Annotated in this window: 15 protein-coding genes; 6 read left to right on the forward strand and 9 right to left on the reverse strand. The window is 65.9% G+C overall.

Going from position 1 to position 19,197, the window contains the following annotated elements:
* The first annotated feature begins 24 nt into the window (after positions 1-24).
* From BHK69_RS28950 to BHK69_RS28965, 4 genes are all read left to right on the forward strand, one after another.
* Complete coding sequence (locus tag BHK69_RS28950) at positions 25-561, forward strand: TRAP transporter small permease (protein WP_069693131.1); 537 nt, start codon at positions 25-27, stop codon at positions 559-561.
* A gap of 3 nt (positions 562-564) precedes the next feature.
* The gene (locus tag BHK69_RS28955) at positions 565-1,845 is read left to right on the forward strand and encodes a TRAP transporter large permease (protein ID WP_069693132.1); all 1,281 of its coding nucleotides are present in this window, start codon (positions 565-567) and stop codon (positions 1,843-1,845) included.
* A complete protein-coding gene (locus BHK69_RS28960) occupies positions 1,845-3,314 on the forward strand; it encodes a mannitol dehydrogenase family protein (RefSeq protein ID WP_069693133.1) in 1,470 nt (489 codons plus the stop codon). Before BHK69_RS28955 ends, BHK69_RS28960 begins: the two co-directional genes overlap by 1 nt.
* A 187-nt stretch (positions 3,315-3,501) precedes the next feature.
* Entirely contained in the window at positions 3,502-4,335 is an 834-nt protein-coding gene (locus tag BHK69_RS28965; protein WP_069693134.1) for a transporter substrate-binding domain-containing protein, read from the forward strand.
* 79 nt (positions 4,336-4,414) lie between these two features.
* Here BHK69_RS28965 and BHK69_RS28970 read toward each other — a convergent pair whose 3' ends face one another.
* Positions 4,415-5,590, reverse strand: a complete 1,176-nt coding sequence (locus tag BHK69_RS28970; RefSeq protein WP_069693135.1) for an amidohydrolase — start codon at positions 5,588-5,590, stop codon at positions 4,415-4,417.
* 167 nt (positions 5,591-5,757) lie between these two features.
* Here BHK69_RS28970 and BHK69_RS28975 point away from each other — a divergent pair, with 167 nt between their 5' ends.
* Entirely contained in the window at positions 5,758-7,467 is a 1,710-nt protein-coding gene (locus BHK69_RS28975) for a lysine--tRNA ligase (RefSeq protein WP_069693136.1), read from the forward strand.
* Between the two features lie 115 nt (positions 7,468-7,582).
* Positions 7,583-8,266: a nitroreductase gene (locus BHK69_RS28980; RefSeq protein WP_069693137.1), complete on the forward strand. Its 684-nt coding sequence runs from the start codon at positions 7,583-7,585 to the stop codon at positions 8,264-8,266.
* A gap of 6 nt (positions 8,267-8,272) precedes the next feature.
* Here BHK69_RS28980 and BHK69_RS28985 read toward each other — a convergent pair whose 3' ends face one another.
* The 8 genes from BHK69_RS28985 to BHK69_RS29025 form a co-directional block, all read right to left on the reverse strand.
* Positions 8,273-9,268 carry a DUF808 domain-containing protein gene (locus BHK69_RS28985; protein ID WP_069693138.1) on the reverse strand — a complete coding sequence of 332 codons (996 nt, stop codon included), beginning with the start codon at positions 9,266-9,268 and terminating at the stop codon, positions 8,273-8,275.
* A gap of 313 nt (positions 9,269-9,581) precedes the next feature.
* A complete protein-coding gene (locus BHK69_RS31710) occupies positions 9,582-10,442 on the reverse strand; it encodes a calcium-binding protein (protein WP_083269741.1) in 861 nt (286 codons plus the stop codon).
* Positions 10,443-10,653: 211 nt separating this feature from the next.
* On the reverse strand, positions 10,654-11,442 hold the full coding sequence (locus BHK69_RS29000; RefSeq protein ID WP_069693141.1) for a 2-keto-4-pentenoate hydratase: 789 nt from the start codon (positions 11,440-11,442) through the stop codon (positions 10,654-10,656).
* On the reverse strand, positions 11,439-12,587 hold the full coding sequence (locus tag BHK69_RS29005; RefSeq protein WP_069693142.1) for an acyl-CoA dehydrogenase family protein: 1,149 nt from the start codon (positions 12,585-12,587) through the stop codon (positions 11,439-11,441). The genes BHK69_RS29000 and BHK69_RS29005 overlap by 4 nt, the downstream gene beginning before the upstream one ends.
* Before the next feature lie 146 nt (positions 12,588-12,733).
* Complete coding sequence (gene pimC, locus BHK69_RS29010) at positions 12,734-13,933, reverse strand: pimeloyl-CoA dehydrogenase large subunit (RefSeq protein ID WP_069693143.1); 1,200 nt, start codon at positions 13,931-13,933, stop codon at positions 12,734-12,736.
* A gap of 111 nt (positions 13,934-14,044) precedes the next feature.
* The gene (locus BHK69_RS29015) at positions 14,045-15,229 is read right to left on the reverse strand and encodes an acetyl-CoA C-acyltransferase (protein ID WP_069693144.1); all 1,185 of its coding nucleotides are present in this window, start codon (positions 15,227-15,229) and stop codon (positions 14,045-14,047) included.
* Between the two features lie 14 nt (positions 15,230-15,243).
* Positions 15,244-16,941, reverse strand: coding sequence for an AMP-binding protein (locus tag BHK69_RS29020; RefSeq protein WP_069693145.1), 1,698 nt, complete (start codon positions 16,939-16,941; stop codon positions 15,244-15,246).
* A complete protein-coding gene (locus BHK69_RS29025) occupies positions 16,938-19,019 on the reverse strand; it encodes a 3-hydroxyacyl-CoA dehydrogenase NAD-binding domain-containing protein (RefSeq protein ID WP_069693146.1) in 2,082 nt (693 codons plus the stop codon). Before BHK69_RS29025 ends, BHK69_RS29020 begins: the two co-directional genes overlap by 4 nt.
* Positions 19,020-19,197: the final 178 nt, after the last annotated feature.

Consider the following 19,197-nt stretch of genomic DNA (forward strand, 5'->3'; position numbering starts at 1 on the left):
CAGCAAAGCGCCCCAGGACACCTCATGCACGCATTCACACTTGCCCTGTCGCGGCTTGCGGCGAAGGTCACCCTCGTCGTGCTGATAGCGGCCGGCTCCGGCATCATGCTGATGACCGCCTTGATCGCCTGGGGCGTCTTCGGCCGCTTCATCCTCAACGACACGCCGACCTGGGTCGAAGCCGGCTCGCTGCTGCTGATGGCCTGGTTCATTTTCCTGGGCGCCGCGGTCGGCGTGCGCGAGAGCGACCATATGGGCTTCGAGAGCCTGCTCGCCTATGTGCCCAGGCATGTCGAGGCGGGCCTCGTCCTGTTCATCCAGAGCCTGATCCTGCTCTTCGGCATCGCCATGGTCGTCTATGGCCTGCAACTCGTCGACAAGGGCTGGACCGACCGCATTCCGCTGATCGGCATCGCCAAATCCTGGGACTACATGCCGCTCGTCGTCGGCGGCGCGCTGGTCGTGTTCTTCAGCATCGAGCGCGTGCTGCTGATCCTCACCGGCGTCCAGCGCGCGCCCTTGCGCGTGCAGGCCGACCGCGTCGGCGGCGGGGAGCTCTGATCCATGGAAATCTGGGTTCTCTTCGGCGTTTTCTCCGCCCTGCTGATCATCGGTGCGCCGGTCGCCTTCTGCCTCGGGCTCGCCTCGCTCGCGACCGTGCTCTACATGGACATCCCGCCGGTCGTCGTGTTCCAGCAGATCAACTCGCAGATCAGCGTCTTTTCGCTGATGGCGATCCCGTTCTTCATCTTCTCCGGCGATCTGATGATCCGCGGCGGCATCGCCGAGCGCATCATCGCCTTCGCCGCCTCGATGGTGGGCCATCTGCGCGGCGGCCTGGGCCAGGTCAACGTCGTCGCCTGCACGCTGTTTGGCGGCATCTCGGGCTCGGCCGTCGCCGATGCCTCGGCCATCGGCGGCATCATGATCCCGCAAATGGTCAAACGCGGTTATGCCGCCGACTATGCCGTCAACGTCACCGCCAACGCCGCCATCATCGCGCTGCTGCTGCCGCCCTCGCACAACATGATCCTGTATTCGCTGGCGGCCGGCAGTGGCATCTCGATCGCCGATCTCTTCACCGCCGGCATCATTCCCGGCCTGATGCTGGCGGCGTCCCTGATGCTGACCGCCTGGTTCGTGGCGATGCGGCGCGGTTACCCGGCCGGGCGTTTCCCGGGCTTTTCCGCGATCTTGCGCTATTTCGTCGTCGCCATTCCCGGCCTGCTGCTGATCGTCATCATCTTCGGCGGCGTCCGTTCCGGCATTTTCACCGCAACCGAATCCTCCTGCATCGCGGTGATCTACGCCCTCTTCATCACGACGCTGGTCTACCGCCAGCTCGACTGGGAGAATTTCCTCCACGCTTTGCTGGGCGCGGTACGCACCACCTCGATGGTCCTGCTGATCATCGGCACGGCCGGCGCCTTCGGCTGGCTGATGGCCTTCCTGCAAGTGCCGCAGGCGACGATCAACGCGATGAAGGCCGTCTCGGACAATCCGCTGATCATCCTCTTGATGATCAACCTCATCCTGCTGGTGCTGGGCACTTTCATGGACATGGCGCCGATGATCATCATCTGCACCCCGATGTTCTTGCCGGTGGTCAAGGCGATCGGCGTGGACCCGATCCATTTCGGCGTGATCCTGATCCTCAACGCCGGTATCGGCCTCAACACTCCGCCAGTCGGCTCGGTCCAGTTCGTCGCCTGCGCCGTCGGCAAGATCACCATCATGGAATCGATGAAATCGATCTGGCCGTTCTACGGAGCAAGTGTAGCGGTCCTGCTGCTGGTGACCTATGTTCCGAGCTTCTCGCTCTGGCTACCGAGTCTGTTCCGCTGATGCGCCTCTCGACCTCCGCCCTCGCCTCCCTGCCCGCCACGCTTCGGCGCCCGGCTTATGACCGGGAAAAGCTCAAGCCCGGCATCGTCCATCTGGGTCTGGGCGCCTTTGCCCGTGCCCATCTCGCCGACTATACCGAAGACGCGCTTGAGCGGGATTTCGCCGCCTGGGGCATCATTGGAGCCAGCCTGCAGCGGCCCGACCAGCGCGACCGGTTGAAGCCGCAGGACGGGCTCTACACCTTCCTGAAGCGCGCGCCGGCCGGTCCGGAGTTGCGCGTCATCGGCTCGGTCCTCGATGTGCTCGTCGCGCCCGAGAATCCTGCGACCCTCATCGCCCGCATGGCCTCCGCCGAGACCCGCATCGTCTCGCTGACGATCACCGAGAAGGGCTATTGCCACGATCCCGCGACCGGCCGGCTCCGGGAGGATCATCCCGACATCCTGCACGATCTCGACCATCCCGATGCACCGCGCTCGGCGATCGGCCTGATCACCGCCGCGCTTGCGATCCGCAAGGCGGACGGCCTTGCTCCCTTCACCGCGATGAGCTGCGACAACCTCCCCCATAACGGCAAGGTGCTGCGCGGCCTTATCCGCGACTTCGCCGCCTTGCGCGACGACACGCTCGCCCAATGGATCGAGGCCCACGGTGCCTTCCCCTCGACCATGGTCGACCGCATCGTGCCTGCCACGACAGACACCGACATCGCCGAGGTCGAGAGCCTGCTCGGTCTGCACGACGCCGCCCCCGTCATCGGCGAGCCCTTCCGGCAATGGGCGATCGAAGACGTCTTCACTATCGGCCGCCCGGCCTGGGGCGAGGTCGGCGCTCAGCTCGTCCTAGAGGTCGCGCCCTTCGAGTTCATGAAGCTGCGCATGCTCAACGGCGCGCATTCGAGCCTGGCCTATCTCGGCTATCTCGCCGGGCATGAGACGGTGGCGCAAGCCAGCGGCGATGCAGTCTTCGCCCGCTTCCTGCACGGCCTCTGGGCCGAGATCATCCCGAGCGTGCCGGCGCCGCAAGGCGTCGCCCTTCCGGATTATGCGAGCGCGCTCCTCGCCCGCTTCCAGAATCCGGCGATCCGCCATCGCACCTGGCAGATCGCCATGGACGGCTCGCAGAAGCTGCCGCAACGCCTGCTCGGCACCATCCGCGACCGGCTGAAGGCCGGCGCGTCGATCGACCATCTCGCGCTGGGCGTCGCAGCCTGGATGCGTTACGTCACCGGCAGCGACGAAAAGGGCGGCGCGATCGACGTGCGCGACCCGCTGGCGGCAGAGTTCGCCAAGCGTGCCGCTTCGGCCGGCCGCGACGCAAAAGCGCTCAGCTCCGCGCTGCTCGGGATCGAGAGCATCTTCGGCACGGAGCTGCCGCGCGAAGCCGCCTTCACCCAAGCGGTGGAGACCCAGCTCGCAAAACTGTTCCAGCATGGCGCGAAAGCGACAGCGGCCGCGCTCACCCACTAACAAGCCGCCCGGAAACCCGCCGTCACCCTGGGCGACCAAAGGTCACCCAGGGATCCATCGGAGGGCTCAGAACTCTACGATGGATCCCGGACCTGCGCCGCTACGCGGCTTGTCCAGGATGACGTCGCGGGTGACGGTGAGGGTTTGAGGGCTTGATCGCGCCGCGAAGCTCGCGCCAGATGCGCCGATGATGCGCCTGTTCGCCATCCTCGCTCTTGCCGTCTCGACACTGGCCGCAGGCCAGGCAGCGGCGCAATCGCGCGTCGTCGTGCCCAATTTCTGGGATCAGCGCATCAGGCTCGACCGGCCCGAGCCCGGCCCGCCGCGCATCGTCCGCTTCCTCACCGACGACGACTATCCGCCGCTGCATTTTTCCGCCGCCGACGGCACGCTGACCGGCTTCTCGGTCGAGCTCGCGCGCGCCGCCTGCGAAAAGCTCGGCTGGACCTGCACGGTGCAGGCGCGCCGCTTCGACACCCTGCTCGATTCACTGACTGAGGGACGCGGCGACGTGCTGGCGGCGGCGCTCAACCTCACCCCGCAGTTGCGCAGCCGCTTCGCCGCCAGCCATCTCTATTTCCGCAGCACCGCCCGTCTCGTCACCACGCGCGGCAACGCCCGGGCCGATCTCGATCCACGCACGCTTCAGGGCAAGCGCATCGCCGTCGTCGGCGGCACTGCGCACCAGGCGTTCCTCGAGCGGCTCCTGCCCTTCGTTCAGCGCCGCGAAACCGGCACGCTTGCGGGCGCGATCGCGGCGCTGCGCAGCGGAGAGGCGGAGTTCGTCTTCGCCGACGGCGTCGCGCTCTCGCTCCTGCTGGCAGGGACCAGCGGCGGCGAGCTCGCCTTCACCGGCAGCCCCTTCCTCGAGAGCCGCTATTTCGGCGAGGGTGTCGGCTTCCTCACGCGCAAGGACGACCTCGTCCTGAAGCGGGGCCTCGACTACGCGCTGCAATCGCTCTGGGACGACGGCACCTATGCAAGGCTCTATCTCCGGTTCTTCCCGGTGAGCCCGTTTTGAAAGGCTCTACCCGGCCCGCTTGCGCACGGCGCGCACCTCGTCCAGTTCCCCGGCGGCCCGCTGCCGATCCACAATCTGGTCAGGTTCGACTGACCGGCGCGTTCGAGAGTTCGCCCTCCAGCGACTGCTTCGCCACCGCCGCCAGCCATCCTGCCGTCGCCGGCAGGATGGCGTCGTTGAAGTCGTAGCGATCATTGTGCAATTCGCCGCCATCCCGAGCCGGGCCGTTGCCGACCCAGACATAGGCACCGGGCCGCTCCTTGAGCATCCAGGAGAAATCCTCGCCGGTGGTGCTCGCCGGAATGTCGCGGCGCAAGGTCAACCCGGCGGACTTGGCAGCGCTCGCCGCCATTTCTTCCTCCAGAGGCGTATTGATGGTGGCGAGACCGCCGATCGAGAATTCGACCACGGCCTCCATCTCGAAGGTGGCAGCGATGTTCTCGGAGATGCCGCGGATGCGCGCCATTACACGCTCACGTACGGTGGGCTTGAAGGTCCGGTAGGTCCCGTCGATCCAGACGCTGGTCGGGATCTGGTTCGGCGCAAGCCCGCCATGGATCTGGCCGACGGAGACGACCGCTGAATCCATCGGGTCGACATTGCGTGCCACGATAGTCTGCAGCGCGACGAGAAGATGCCCCATCGCGATGATCGGATCGCGCGTCAGGTCGGGCTTCGCCGCATGGCCTGCCGTGCCCTTGAGTGTGACCTGGAAACGGCCGGGCTCCGACATCACGGGGCCATGGTGCACGGCAACGGCGCCGGCTTCCAGCCCCGGCCAGTTGTGCAGCCCGAAGATACGCTCCATCGGGAAACGCTCGAACAACCCGTCCGCGACCATCGCCTGGGCGCCGCCCGCCCCTTCTTCCGCCGGCTGGAAGACCAGCTGGACCGTGCCACTCCAGCTCTCGTCGCGGGCAAGGAGCGCAGCCGCGCCCAGCAGCGAGACCGTATGTCCGTCGTGCCCACAGGCATGCATGACGTTCGCAGTGCCCGATTTGTAAGGCAGATCGCTCGCCTCCTGGATCGGCAGCGCGTCCATATCGGCGCGAAGCCCCACCGAACGATCGGACGTTCCTCGCCTCAGCGTCGCCACGACACCATAGCCCCCGATCCCCGCGACGAAGGGCACGCCGAGCTCGTTCAGCTTTTCCTGCACGAAGGCGCTCGTCGCCTTCTCGTACCGGCCAAGCTCGGGATGGGCATGCAGATGGCGCCGCCATGCGGTCAGCTTGTCGAGGAGATCACGATCCAAGGCGGTGTCCTTTCAGGCCAGGCGGGCAGCAGCCTATACCCGCACGAGGCCTCGGCAAGCCGCCGGCGCGGATGCCTCGTCCCAGCGACACGCATTGACGCCCCCCTTTGCGATCTGCCAAAGCCCGAGGCTCATTCTTCCAATTCCTGGAGAGGACTGCCCCGATCATGCCCGCCTTCGACCCCGCTCTTGTTGACGCCGCCCAGCGTTCGGCCGCCTGGCCGTTCGAGGAAGCACGCAAGCTCGTCGCGCGGATCGAGAAATCGGGCAAGAAAGAGGTGCTGTTCGAGACCGGCTACGGACCCTCGGGCATGCCGCATATCGGCACCTTCGGCGAGGTCGCGCGCACCTCGATGGTGCGCCATGCCTTCCGCGTGCTGACGCAGGACGCGATCCCCACCCGGCTGCTGTGCTTTTCCGACGACATGGACGGCATGCGCAAGATTCCGGAGAATGTGCCTGATCCGGAGGCGCTCAGGCCCTATCTTCAGATGCCCCTGACCGCGGTGCCGAACCCGTTCGGCGGCGACTATCCGAGCTTCGCCCACCACAACAACGCGATGCTGCGCCGCTTCCTCGACAGCTTCGGCTTCGACTACGAGTTCGCCAGCGCGACCGATTATTACAAGTCCGGGAAGCTCGACGCCGTGCTGCTGCGCGCCGCGGCGCGCTATGACGACATCATGAAGGTCATGCTGCCGACCCTCGGCGAGGAGCGCCGGGCGACCTACAGCCCCTTTCTGCCGATTTCGCCCGTCAGCGGCCGTGTGCTCTACGTCCCGCTCAAGGCGGTCGACGCAACCGCCGGGACCGTCACCTTCACCGACGAGGACGGCCAGGACAAGACGGTTCCCGTCACCGGCGGGCATGTGAAGTTTCAGTGGAAGCCGGATTTCGGCGCCCGCTGGGCCGCGCTCGACGTCGACTTCGAAATGTTCGGCAAGGACCACCAGACCAACGCGCCGATTTACGACCGCATCTGCGAGATCCTCGGCGGCAAGGCCCCGCAGCACTATGTCTACGAGCTTTTCCTCGACGATCTCGGCCAGAAGATCTCGAAGTCGAAAGGCAACGGCCTGACCATCGACGAGTGGCTGACCTATGCCAGCCCCCAGAGCCTGTCGCTGTTCATGTATTCGCGTCCGCGCGAGGCCAAGAAGCTGCATTTCGACGTCATTCCGCGCGCGGTCGACGACTATCTGCAGTTCCTCGGTGGCTATGAGCGCCAGGACTGGAAGAACCGCCTCGGGAACCCGGCCTGGCACATCCACAATGGCGAGCTTCCCCAGCCGGAAATCATCGCCACCGGCGAAGGCGAGAACGCGACCAGGACGCAGATCACCTTCGGCCTGCTGATGAACCTCGTCGCGGTGGCGAATTCCGAGGACAAGGGCGTGCTCTGGGGCTTCCTGCAGCGCTATTCGCCTGCGATCTCGCCTGCCACCCATCCGCGCCTCGACGCGCTGGTCGGCTACGCGATCGTCTATTTCCGCGATTTCGTGAAGCCGGCGAAGACCTATCGCGCCGCCGACGAGACCGAACGCGCGGCCTTCCTCGCGCTGGACGCTGCGCTCGCAGCCCTGCCGCCGGACGCCACCGCCGAAATGGTCCAGGACACGGCGCTCGATGTGGCCCGTGTGGTTCCGCGCTACCAGAACCTCACCGCCAAGGGCGCGACGCCCGAACGACCCGGCGTCAGCGGCGACTGGTGGAAGGCGATCTACCAGGTGCTGTTCGGCGAGGATCAGGGCCCGCGCTTCGGCTCTTTTGTGGCAATCTACGGCATCCCCGAGACCCGCGCGCTGATCGCCAAGGCACTTGCCGGCGAGCTGGTGAGCGAACACGCGGCCTTCGTCGAGGCGCGCAAGGCGGGGTGACATTCGTCATTGCGAGCGTGAGCCGAAGCAATCCAGGAAGGCTCGCGCAGCCCCTGGATTGCTTCGTCGCTGTCGCTCCTCGTAATGACGAAAGAGTGCAGCGGGAGAAGCTTGAATGACAGACGCCGCCGAAGCCGTCGAAAGCGCCATCGCCTCCCGCCGCGCCGTCCGCGCCTTCCTGCCCGATCCTGTCGAGCCAGCGCTCGTCCGCCGTATCCTGACGGTCGCGGCGCAGGCGCCGAGCGGCACCAACATGCAGCCCTGGAAGGTCCGGGTGATCGGCCCCGACAGCCGCGCTCGGCTGGAAGCCGGCTTGCTCCTGGCGCTGGATTCGCCGGACCTGCCGGCGGCGGAGGAGTACCGTTACTACCCCGAAAGCTTCCGCGAGCCCTATCTCTCGCGGCGCCGCAAGGTCGGCTGGGATCTCTACGGCCTGCTCGGCGTCAAGAAGGGCGATGTCGCGGGCATGCAGCGACAGACGGTTGCAAACTTACGTTTCTTCGACGCCCCGGTCGCGCTGATGGTGACGATCGACCGCGACCTCGAAATCGGCTCCTGGCTCGATCTCGGCATGTTCGTGCAGAACATCCTGATCGCGGCACAAGGGCATGGGCTGAACTCCTGCCCGCAGGCGATCTTCGCCCGCTTCCACCCGGTAGTGCGGCGCGAACTCGCCATCCCCGAGAACGAGGTCGTGGTCTGCGGCATCGCCATCGGCAAGGTCGATCCCGAGGCTCCCGCCAACGCCCTCGTCCCAGAGCGCGAACCGGTCGAGGGGTTCACGACCTGGCTCGCCTGAGCAGGCTCAGGCACCGGGTTGGCTATCGAGCGAAGCCTTCGGCGCGCTCTTCCTGACGGTCTTCAGAAGCGGTGTGACGCCAAAATGCATCGCGAGCACCGCGATCGCGCCGATCAGCAACCCGAGCACCGCCGAGAGTCCCGCCGTCACCAGCCATTCGACCGCAGCCGCGAGCATAGCCACGACGCGGCCGCTCGCCGCCGCGAGATCGTGGATGACATGTTCGAGCCCGGCCAGCCCATAGCCGGCAAAGCCGTGAACGATGATGCCGCCGCCGACCCAGAGCATGGCGATCGTACCGACCGCGCCGAGAAGGTTGAGGAAATACGGCATGCCGATGACGAGGCCCCGCCCCAGCAGGCGAACGGGCGCAAAGCGCCGCTTCGCCAGCGCCACGCCGGCATCATCCGCCTTCACGATCAGCGCGACGATGCCATAGACGAAGGCCGTCATGCCGAGGCCGACCACGGCCAGGACCAATGCCTGCGTCCAGAACGATGAATCCGAGACGCTGGCGAGCGTGATCGCCATGATCTCGGCGGAAAGGATGAGATCGGTCTTGATCGCGCCGCTGATCTTCTGGTTCTCGAGCGCCTTGGGGTCGAGCGGCTCGGCCTCAGCCGCCGCGTCGCCATGCCCGGCATGCGGCAGGAAGCGCTCGATCAGCTTTTCCGCACCCTCATAGCAGAGATAAACGCCGCCGATCATCAGCAGCGGCGTGATCGCCCAAGGCGCAATGAGGGTCAGCACCAGCGCCGCGGGCAACAGGATCAGGAGCTTGTTCTTGAGCGAACCGAGCGCGATCCGCCAGATGATCGGCAATTCGCGATCGGCCGCGAAACCGACCGCATAGCGCGGTGTCACGGCCGCATCGTCGATGACGATGCCGGCGGCCTTGGCCGAGGCCTTGGCAGCCTGGGAGGCGGCATCGTCGAGCGAGGCCGCCGCGACATTCGCCAATCCAGCGATATCGTCAAGCAGGGCAAACAGTCCTGAACTCACGGGGGCCTCCCGACATGCGCTTGTGCAAGACAGCAAGGCTATGTCGTGCGACCCTGATATAACAAGCTCGGCCGCTTGCCGCGCGAAACTAGAGCCTTGCGCGAAAAAGTGGGTCCCGGTTTTTCGCAGGAGCAATGCTCTCAACTCTAGGAATCGATCACGTCGCATTCGGACGAATTCGTCCGAATGCGACGTGATCGAGAACGTTTTCGAGCGAAGTGGATACCGGTTCGCGTGAAGAAAACGCGTTCAAACAAAGGGCTAGAGCTATTGAACGATCCAGTTGGATCGGAAATTTCTCTAGCCACTGCGTTCAGAGGATGAAATCCGTAGCCGAGAGGCTGAACTCCCCGACGAGTTCGATCTCGAAATCGGCCACGTGGTCACCATTCACATCGGCAGTGACGAACGTATTATCACCCACGGTTTCGTAGCGAACCTGACCGGCCTCACCGCTGAAAGCGTCCGTTCCGATGAAGACGAAGTCCTGATAATCAACGAGGTTGGTATCGGCATCCAGGGGCAGGCTGATGTCATCGTTTCCGGGTGTGAAGTTGTAGATGACGTCACGCGCGGCCGGCCCAGGACCGCTTTCACCATGCTCGATAAATGTGAATACATCGCGGCCTAGATCACCGTAAAGAAAATCCTTGCCGCCATCGCCATAGATCTCTTCCGCGTAGTATAAATCGCCAGTGGAGTCTCCGCCGCTATAGATCGTATCGATGCCGCTGCCGCCCCTGAGGTAATCGGGGCCATTGCCGCCATAGAGCGTATCATTGCCATCACCGCCCAAGAGCGCGTCCCGATCGTCGCTACCATAGAGGACATCGTTGCCGCCATCGCCACTCACAAAGTAGCCGCCAATCAACACATCGTTGCCAGCGCCACCATATAACTGGTCGTACTGTCCGCCGCCCTCAAGAAAGTCGTTGCCAGCGCCGCCGTATAATCTGTCCTGGCCCTCGCCTCCGAAAAGACGATCATTCCCGCCGCCACCATAGAGGGCGTCATCACCGGCATCGCCGAAAAGCGCATCGCCAAGTGAACCACCGGTGAGATGGTCATCGCCACCTCTGCCATACGCGGTCCAGCTCCTTGTGGCATCTTCGGCCACCCAGGCGTCGTTGCCTTCGGTACCGTCCCAACGGTATTGCGAGACGCGCAAGCTCATGCCTCAAGCCTCCTCGACAGCTAGCCCCCATTTCTATCGCTGACGATTTCCCTTCTAACAGGGCTGGCGCACACTGCGCCCGGCTTGGTGATGGCGGAAGTGAACAGTTCGTAAACGCCATAAGGTGGTTTCTCTCAGCTGGCCTCTCCTGAGTCCGAACCTTGCCGGTGTACTGTCGACCATCGAATTCAAGCTGCCGGAGCAAGCTTCGTTAGGAGAAAGCCACCGCGACCCGCCCAAGCACGCCGAAATCGGCATCGAGCTTGTCGCCGGGCGAAATCGCGATTGGCGCGAGGCAGGTCCCCGTCGTCACCACCTCGCCTGCTTTCAGCACCACGCCAAGGCTGGAGAGTTCGTTGACCAGCCATGTCAGCGCAATGCGTGGATCGCCCAGCACATTGGCGCCAAGCCCTGCCTGATCCTGCCGGCCCGGCATCCGCGCAACCGGCCGGAACGCCGCGAGATCAAGCCCGCGCCACGCCGCTCCCGTGCTCTTGCCAAGCACGAACTCATGGGCGCAGCCATTATCGGCAACGAGCTGGACACCTCCAGCCGCGGCGAAATCCACGAAACGCGAATCCGGCAACTCAATCGCGGGGTGAAGGCTCTCGACCGCCGCCAAAACCTCGTCCTGCGAATAGACCGTCGCGCGCGGCGTCAGATCGCGACCCATCCGGAAAGCGAATTCGAGTTCGGCCACGCGCATGGCGTTGCCGCTGAGCGAGGTCGTCGCGCCATCCGCCAGCACACGCTCGGCAAGAATCCGTCCGGCGAGCGGTCCCGCGACTCCGATATGCGCCTGTCCCGCCTGGCTGGTGGCGGCGATCTTCCAACCGAACAGCGGCGACGCGCTGCTCTGTTCGAACAGCGCCTGCATTCCATAGGCTTCGCGCAGATCCGCCGGGCGCAGAACCTCCGGCATCGCCGTGCATTTCGTGCCCCCACGCCAATGCGCGAGCAGGAAAGCCGTCGCCGCCGGCAGCTTGTCGTCCGGACTCATGCCGCCAGCCCTCCCGCCACGTCGACCCGGCGCAGATGATGCGCGGTATCGCCGAACAGGCTCTCGATCATGGTCAGGCGCTTGAAGTAATGCGCGCCGAGATACTCCATCGTCATGCCGATGCCGCCATGGAGCTGCACCGCCTCCTGGCCGACAATGCGGCAGGAGCGGTTGATCTGCACCTTGACCGCCGAGAGCGCTGCGCTGCGCTCAGCGGCATTGTCGTGCTCCACCATCATCGCGGCATAGGCCGCCATCGAGCGCGCCTGCTCCAGTGCGATCAGCATGTCGACGGCGCGGTGCTGCAGCACCTGGAAATTGCCGATCGGCGCACCGAATTGCTGGCGCGTCTTGAGATACTCCACCGTCAGCCCATTCAGAGCTTCCATGATGCCGACAGCCTCGGCTGCGAGCGCAGCGATGGCGAATTCGGAGACACGCTCCAGGATCGGCAGACCCTGGTCCAGCGGACCGATCAAGTCGGCCGCCCCGACCTGAACGCCCGAGAGCGCAACCTCGGCCGCGCGCCCGCCATCCTGCGTCGCATAGCCATGGATCTTCACGCCGGGCGCATCGGTCGCGACGAGGAACAGGCTGATGCCCGCCCTGTCGCGCCGGTTGCCGGAGGTGCGGGCGCTGACGACGAGATGCTGGGCGCTGTCGCCATTGATGACGACGCTCTTGGCGCCTTCCAGCACGAAGCCATCGCCCGCTTTGCGCGCCGTGGTGGCGACGTCGTTGAGGTCGTAGCGCGACTGCTTCTCGGTGAAGGCGAGCGCCAGCCTCGAGCTGCCCTCGACGATACCGGGAATGACGCGCTGCTTGAGCTCATCCGATCCGCCGAGCCTGACCGCCCCGCCGCCGAGCACCACGGTCGCGAGATAAGGCTCCAGCGCCAGCCCCTTGCCCAGCGCCTCCATCACCACCAGTGTCTCGACCGGCCCGCCGCCGAAGCCGCCCTCCTCCTCCGTGAAGGGAATGCCGAGCAGTCCCATCTCGGCGAATTGCGCCCAGCTCTTCTCGCTGAAGCCGAGCGGGCCGGCGCCTTGCGCCTTGCGGGCTTCGAGCGAGCCATAGGTCGCAGCCACAAGCCGCTCGACGCCGTCCTTGAGCTGCGTCTGTTCGGAAGAAAGGTCGAAATCCATGATGCCGTTCCATGCTCCGCAGCGGTCGCCACATCGTCATGGTCGGGCTTGTCCCGACCATCCACGTCTTTCTTCATCCGCGTCGCAAGACGTGGATGCTCGGCACAAGGCCGAGCATGACGGGAGAGGCCCGTCAGCCGATGCCGCTAAAGCCCCAAGACGGCTTTCGCGATGATGTTCTTCTGGATCTCGTTCGAGCCGCCATAGATCGAGACCTTGCGGTTGTTGAAGTAGCTGGCGGCAGCCGCATCGGCCCAGTCATAGTCGAAGGGCCAGTCATTGGTCAGGTCGCCCGAGCGCACCGGAGCAGCCAGCGCGAACGGCCCAGCCACCTCAAGCAAAAGCTCCGTCGTCGCCTGCTGCAGCTGCGAGCCCTTGATCTTCAGGATCGAGGAGGCCGGGTCGGGCTTATTGGGGTCGCGCTGGCCTTGCGCCGCGACGACCCGCATCTGCGTGATCTCCAGCGCCTTCAATTCGATCTCGACCTCGGCCACCCGCTCGCGGAAATCGCGGTCGTCCCAAAGCGTGCCCTCGCCGGCCGGCATCTCCCTGGCCAGGCGCTTGATCCGCGCCAGCCGCTCCTTCGAGAGGCCGATGCGGGCGATACCGGTGCGCTCGTTCGCCAGCAGGAACTTGGCATAGTCCCAGCCCTTGTTCTCCTCGCCGACGAGGTTCTCGACCGGCACCTTGACGTTGTCGAAGAAGACCTCGTTGACCTCGTGGCGCCCCTCCAGCGTGATGATCGGGCGCACCGTGATGCCCGGCGTCTTCATATCGATCAGGATGAAGGAGATACCGGCCTGCTTCTTGGCGGCGGGGTTGGTGCGCACCAGGCAGAAGATCCAGTCGGCATATTGGCCGAGCGTCGTCCAGGTCTTCTGGCCGTTGACGATGTAGTGGTCGCCTTCGCGCACCGCCTTGGTCTTGAGCGAGGCGAGATCGGAACCCGCGCCGGGCTCGGAGAAGCCCTGGCACCACCATTCGTCGAGATTGGCGATCTTGGCGAGATGCTTCTCCTTCTGCGCCTGATTGCCGAAAGCGGCGATCACCGGGCCGACCATGTAGCAGTTGAACTGCAAGGGCAGCGGCACGGCGGCCAGCAGCATCTCCTCGGTGAAGATGTAGCGCTGGATCGGCGTCCAGTCCTGCCCGCCCCACTCCCTGGGCCAATGCGGCACGGCCCACCCCTTGGCGTTCAGCACGCGCTGCGAGGTGATGTAATCCTCGCGCGTCATGCCGCGGCCTTCGGAGACCTTCTTGCGGATCTCGGCCGGGACTTCGGTGCGGAAGAACTGCCGCACCTCGTCGCGGAACGCGATCTCCTCGGGCGTGAAGCGAAGGTCCATGGCGGTATCCTCTCGTCATTCTCGGGCGGAGCGAAGCGCAGACCCGAGAATCTCAGGCGGGTTGGCTCTGGTTTCGGCGAAGGTCGGGTCAAGCCCGGCCATGACGCATGGTCAGTGATTGATCTCGAACAATCCAGCACAACCCATGCCGCCTGCGACGCACATGGTGACGACGGCATAGCGCGCCTTGCGGCGGCGGCCCTCCAGCAGCGCATGGCCGACGAGGCGGGCCCCGCTCATGCCGAAGGGATGGCCGATCGCAATCGCCCCGCCATTGACGTTGACCTTCTCGGGATCGATGCCGAGCACGTCGCGGCAATAGAGCGACTGCGAGGCGAAGGCCTCGTTCAGCTCCCAGAGATCGATGTCGGCAACGGTCAAGCCGTTGCGCTCCAGCAGGCGCGGCACGGCGAAGACCGGGCCAATGCCCATCTCGTCAGGCTCGCAGCCGGCGGACGCAAAACCGCGGAAGGTGCCGAGCGGTGACAACCCGCGCCGCGCCGCTTCCTTGGCCGACATCACCACGCTGGCCGAGGCACCGTCCGAGAGCTGGCTGGCATTGCCGGCGGTGACGAACTGGTCCTCGCCGCGCACCGGCTTGAGCTTGAGCAAGCCCTCCAGCGTCGTATCGGGCCGGTTGCCCTCGTCCTTCGACAGCGTCACCGCTTCCTGACGCACCTCGCCGCTCGCCTTGTCGGTTACCGCCATCACCGCGCTCATCGGCACGATCTCGCCATCGAAGAGCTGGCGCTGCTGGGCCGAGGCTGTGCGGCGCTGGCTCTCCAGCGAGAATTCGTCCTGGCGCTCCCGCGAGATGCCGTAGCGCCGCGCGACATTGTCGGCGGTCTCGATCATCGAGGTGTAGATCGTCGGCTTGTTGGCCATCAGCCAGTCGTTCTGGGTCAGCTCGCGCCTGACCACCGGCTGCACGAGGCTGATCGACTCGACGCCACCGCCGACCGCGACCGGCACGCCATCCAGGATCACGCGCCGCGCCGCATGGGCGATTGCCTCCAGACCCGAGGCGCAAAAGCGGCTGACGGTGACGCCGGCCGACTGCACCGGGATGCCGGCGACGAGCGCCGCATGGCGCGCGACATTGCCGCCGGTCGCAGCCTCCGGATAGCCGCAGCCCAGCACCACCTCCTCGATCGCCTCAGGCTCGACCTTGGCGCGGGCGAGCGCGTGGCGGATCGCATGGGCGGCCATATCGGCGCCGCGGAGCTGGTTGAAGGCGCCGCGATGGGCCTTGCCGATCGGCGTGCGGGCAGTGGAGACGATGACGGCTTCGGTCATGGCTGAGCTTTGTCCTATGCGGCGGAATCGGTAGCGGCCGAGGCCGCCTGTTTCTGTTTTTCCTCGGCCACCAGCACCTTGGCCAGCAGCTTTCCGGCAGCGCTGCGCGGCAGGCTCTCGCGGAATTCGAGCGCGCGCGGCATTTCGTGCCGGCCGAGCCGGTCCTTCAGGAAGACGGAGAGCTCTTCCAGCGAGAACGGCGCATGGCCGGTCTTGAGTTTGACGAAGGCTTTCGCCGCCTGGCCGCGATAGGCGTCATCGACGCCGATCACGACGACCTCCTGCACCGCCGGGTGCTCGTAGATCGCGCTCTCGATCGCGACAGGATAGACGTTGTAGCCGCTTGAAATGATCATGTTCTTGCGGCGGTCGACGATCTCGAACAGCCCGTCCTCGTCCATCCGGCCGAGATCGCCGGTCAGGAACCAGCCCTCATGGAAGGCCTCCTGCGTCGCGACCTCGTCGTCGAGATAGCCCTTGAAGACATTGGGGCCCTTGATCGCGATCTCGCCGATCTCGCCGGGCGGAAAGTCGTCGCGCTCGGGCTCGAGCGAGACGATCTTCATGGTGATACCCGGTAAGGGCATGCCGATCAGCCCCGGCCGCGGTTTGGCGTCGCCGGGCACGCGCGAGCCGGCCGGCGCGGTCTCGGTCATGCCCCAGCCATTATTGAGCCTGACGCCGAGAATGCCTTCGAGCTTCGTCTGCACCTCGAAGGGCAGCGGCGCGCCGCCGGAGACGCAGGAGCGTAGCGAGGAGAAGTCGACAGTCTCGACGCCTTCACGGTTCAAGAGAGCAAACCACATCGTCGGCACGCCGGAGAACAGCGTTGCGCGCTTGACCGAAATATCGGCGATCAGCGTCTCCACATCGAAACGCTGGCGCAGCAGGATCTCGTTGCCGTCCCGGATATGGCGCAGCAGCAGCGTCGTCAGCGCGTAGATATGGAACAGCGGCAACACGCAGATCGTCTTCTGCGCGCCGGGCTCCAGCGGCTCGCCATCGGTCCAGAGCCGATAGATGTTCACCGCCGAGACGAGATTGCCATGGCTCAGCATCGCCGCCTTGGGCAGGCCGGTGGTGCCGCCGGTGAACTGCAGCAGCATGACGTCGTCGGGCGAGACGACGGGCCATGACGCCGGTGGAGCTGCGTCCATGAGGTCGTCGAGCCGGGCGACGCTCGCCTGGTTCGGGATCGCCAGTGGCGCGGCCTCGCCCTGCCCCCAGCGGCCATCCTCGCCGACAAGCAGGCGCGGGACGGCGCCTGCCTCCAGCAGGCTCCGCGCGTTCGGCAGGAAGCCTGGCAGATTGGTCGTGATCAGCCGGCCCGGTTTCGTCGCCTTGAGCTTGTGCTCGAGCTCGCGCGGTGCATCCAGCGCCGAAAGATGCACCACGCTCGCCCCGCAGCGCGCGATGGCGAAGAAGGCGATCGGGTGCCAGAGCGTATTGGGCAGCAGCAGCGCGACGCGGTCTCCGCGCTTGACGCCGTCGGCGATCAGCCCGGCCGCCAGCTGCGCGACCATCGCGTCGAGTTCAGCATAGCTCGTCCGGCGTTCGCGGAACTCGATCGCGGGCGCATTCGGGCGCGCCGCCACGGCAGCCGCCAGCAGATCCGGCACGATGCCGGTCTCGACGCTCGCCTCCCAGTCGCAGGCCTTGGGAAAGCGCTGCTGCCAGACCGGCCGCGGACCGGAATTCCCGGTCGCGCTCATGCGGCCTGCGCCTTCAGCTCCGAGAACCCCTTGCCCTCAGTGGCGAGCCTGCGCAGCAGGGGTGACGGTTCGAGCGTCGCGTCGCCGCTCTCGGCTGCCTGGGCTTCGAGCCGCTTGACGATCACGTCGAGCCCGACCGTATCGGCCCAATGCATCGGCCCGCCGCGCCAGGCCGGCCAGTTATAGCCGTTGAGCCAGATGATATCGATGTCGCCCGGCCGCGCCGCGATGCCCTCTTCGAGGATGCGCGCGCCCTCATTGACCATCGGATCCATCAAGCGCGCCACGATCTCATCGGCCGTGAAGGAACGCCGCGTCACGCCCTTCTGCGCCGAGATGCTCGCGATCAACGCCTCGACCTCGGGGTCGCGCTGGCCCGCGCGCGCGCCGGCCGGGTAGAGATAATAGCCCTTGCCGGTCTTCTGGCCGAAGCGACCGGCCTCGCAGAGCGCATCCGCAACTGCTGCTTTCTTCCCCAGCGATTTGCGCGTGCGCCAGCCGATATCGTTGCCGGCGAGGTCCGACATCGCGAAGGGCCCCATCTTGAAACCGAAAGCGGTCACGGCCGCATCGACCTCATGGGGCAACGCTCCAGCGATCAGCAAACGTTCGGCCGCCCGCGTGCGTTGCGCCAGCATGCGGTTGCCTACGAAACCGAAGCAATTGCCGACCACGACCGGTACCTTGCCGAGCATGCGCCCGAGCGCCACCGCAGTCGCCACCACATCGTCGGCGACGCCGGCCGGCCGCACCACCTCCAGGAGCTTCATGACATTGGCCGGGCTGAAGAAATGCATCCCGATCACATCCTGCGGCCGCTTGGTCGCAGCCGCGATCGTCGGGATATCGAGATAGGAGGTGTTGCTGGCGAGGATCGCGCCGGGCTTGGCGATGCCGTCGAGCGCCCCGAAAATCTGCTTCTTGACACCCATCTCCTCGAAGGCCGCTTCGATGACGATGTCCGCATCGGCTGCCGCAGTCAGTCCCACAGCAGGCGTGATCAGCGCCATGCGCTCGTCGCGCTTCTCCGGCGTCAACGAGCCCCGCGTCACCGACATCTCATAGATCGCCGCGACCCGGTTGATGCCGTTGTCGATCTGGGCCTGCTCGGTCTCGATCAAGGTCACGGGAATGCCGGCATTGGCGAAGCACATGGCGATGCCGCCACCCATCGTGCCGGCGCCGATCACGGCCGCCTTCGCGATCGGGCGCGGCTTCACGCTTGCCTCGATGCCTGGCACCTTGGCGGCCTCGCGCTCGGCGAAGAAGGCGTAGCGCAGCGCCTTGGAGCGCTCATCGGCGACGAGCGTGCGGAACAGGGCCCGCTCGGCCGCCATGCCCTCCGCGAAGGGCAGCGTGAACACGCCGCGCACCGCCTCGATCAGCGCCATCGCATTGGGCATGTCGCCGGATTTCTTGGTCGCGTCGGCTGCGAGCGCCTCAAAAGCCTCGCGATCGGCCGCGGTCAATGCCTCCGCGCGGTCTGCGGTCCGGGGCGGCGCGCCCTTGCTCGCAAGATCCTGCGCCAGGGCCGCCGCCGCCTCGACGACATCGCCGAGCGCGACCATGTCGACGAGCCCGTATCCGGCAGCCTTGTCGGCCGAGATCGGCTCGCCGCTCAGCATCATCGGAAACGCCTTCGCCGCACCGATCAGGCGCGGCAGGCGCTGCGTGCCGCCGGCGCCCGGGATGATGCCGAGCTTGATCTCGGGCAGGCCGAGCCTGGCCGCGGGCGAGGCCACGCGGGCATGGCAGGCCAAAGCCACCTCCAGACCGCCACCCAATGCCACGCCCTGGATCGCCGCGACCACGGGCTTGGCGCAACTCTCGATCGCCTCGAGCACATCGGGCAGGATCGGCGCCGCCGGCGGCTTGCCGAACTCGCTGATATCGGCGCCCGCGATGAAGGCCTTGCCGGCCGCCGCGATCACGATCGCGTCCACTGCGGGATCGGAGCCGGCCTTCGCGACGGCCTCGGCGAGCCCGGCGCGGACGCCTGCGCTCAGCGCATTGACCGGCGGATTGGCGATCGTCGCGACCGCGACCCTGCCGCGAAGGGCAAGCTGGACCAACTCCATGAGCGTTTTCCTCTAGTCGAATGTATGTTCTGCATTGCAGAACGGTCGTCTGCATTTATGGTCCCTAGGAAGTGGCTCGCCGGCGCTTTGTCAAGATGCAGGCCCGAGACTAACGGGTCGAGCCGATGTCGCGCCTCGCATCATGCTGCAATGCGGAATTGATGTCCGCCGCTTGACC

The sequence above is a fragment of the Bosea vaviloviae genome (assembly GCF_001741865.1).
Lineage (GTDB): Bacteria > Pseudomonadota > Alphaproteobacteria > Rhizobiales > Beijerinckiaceae > Allobosea > Allobosea vaviloviae.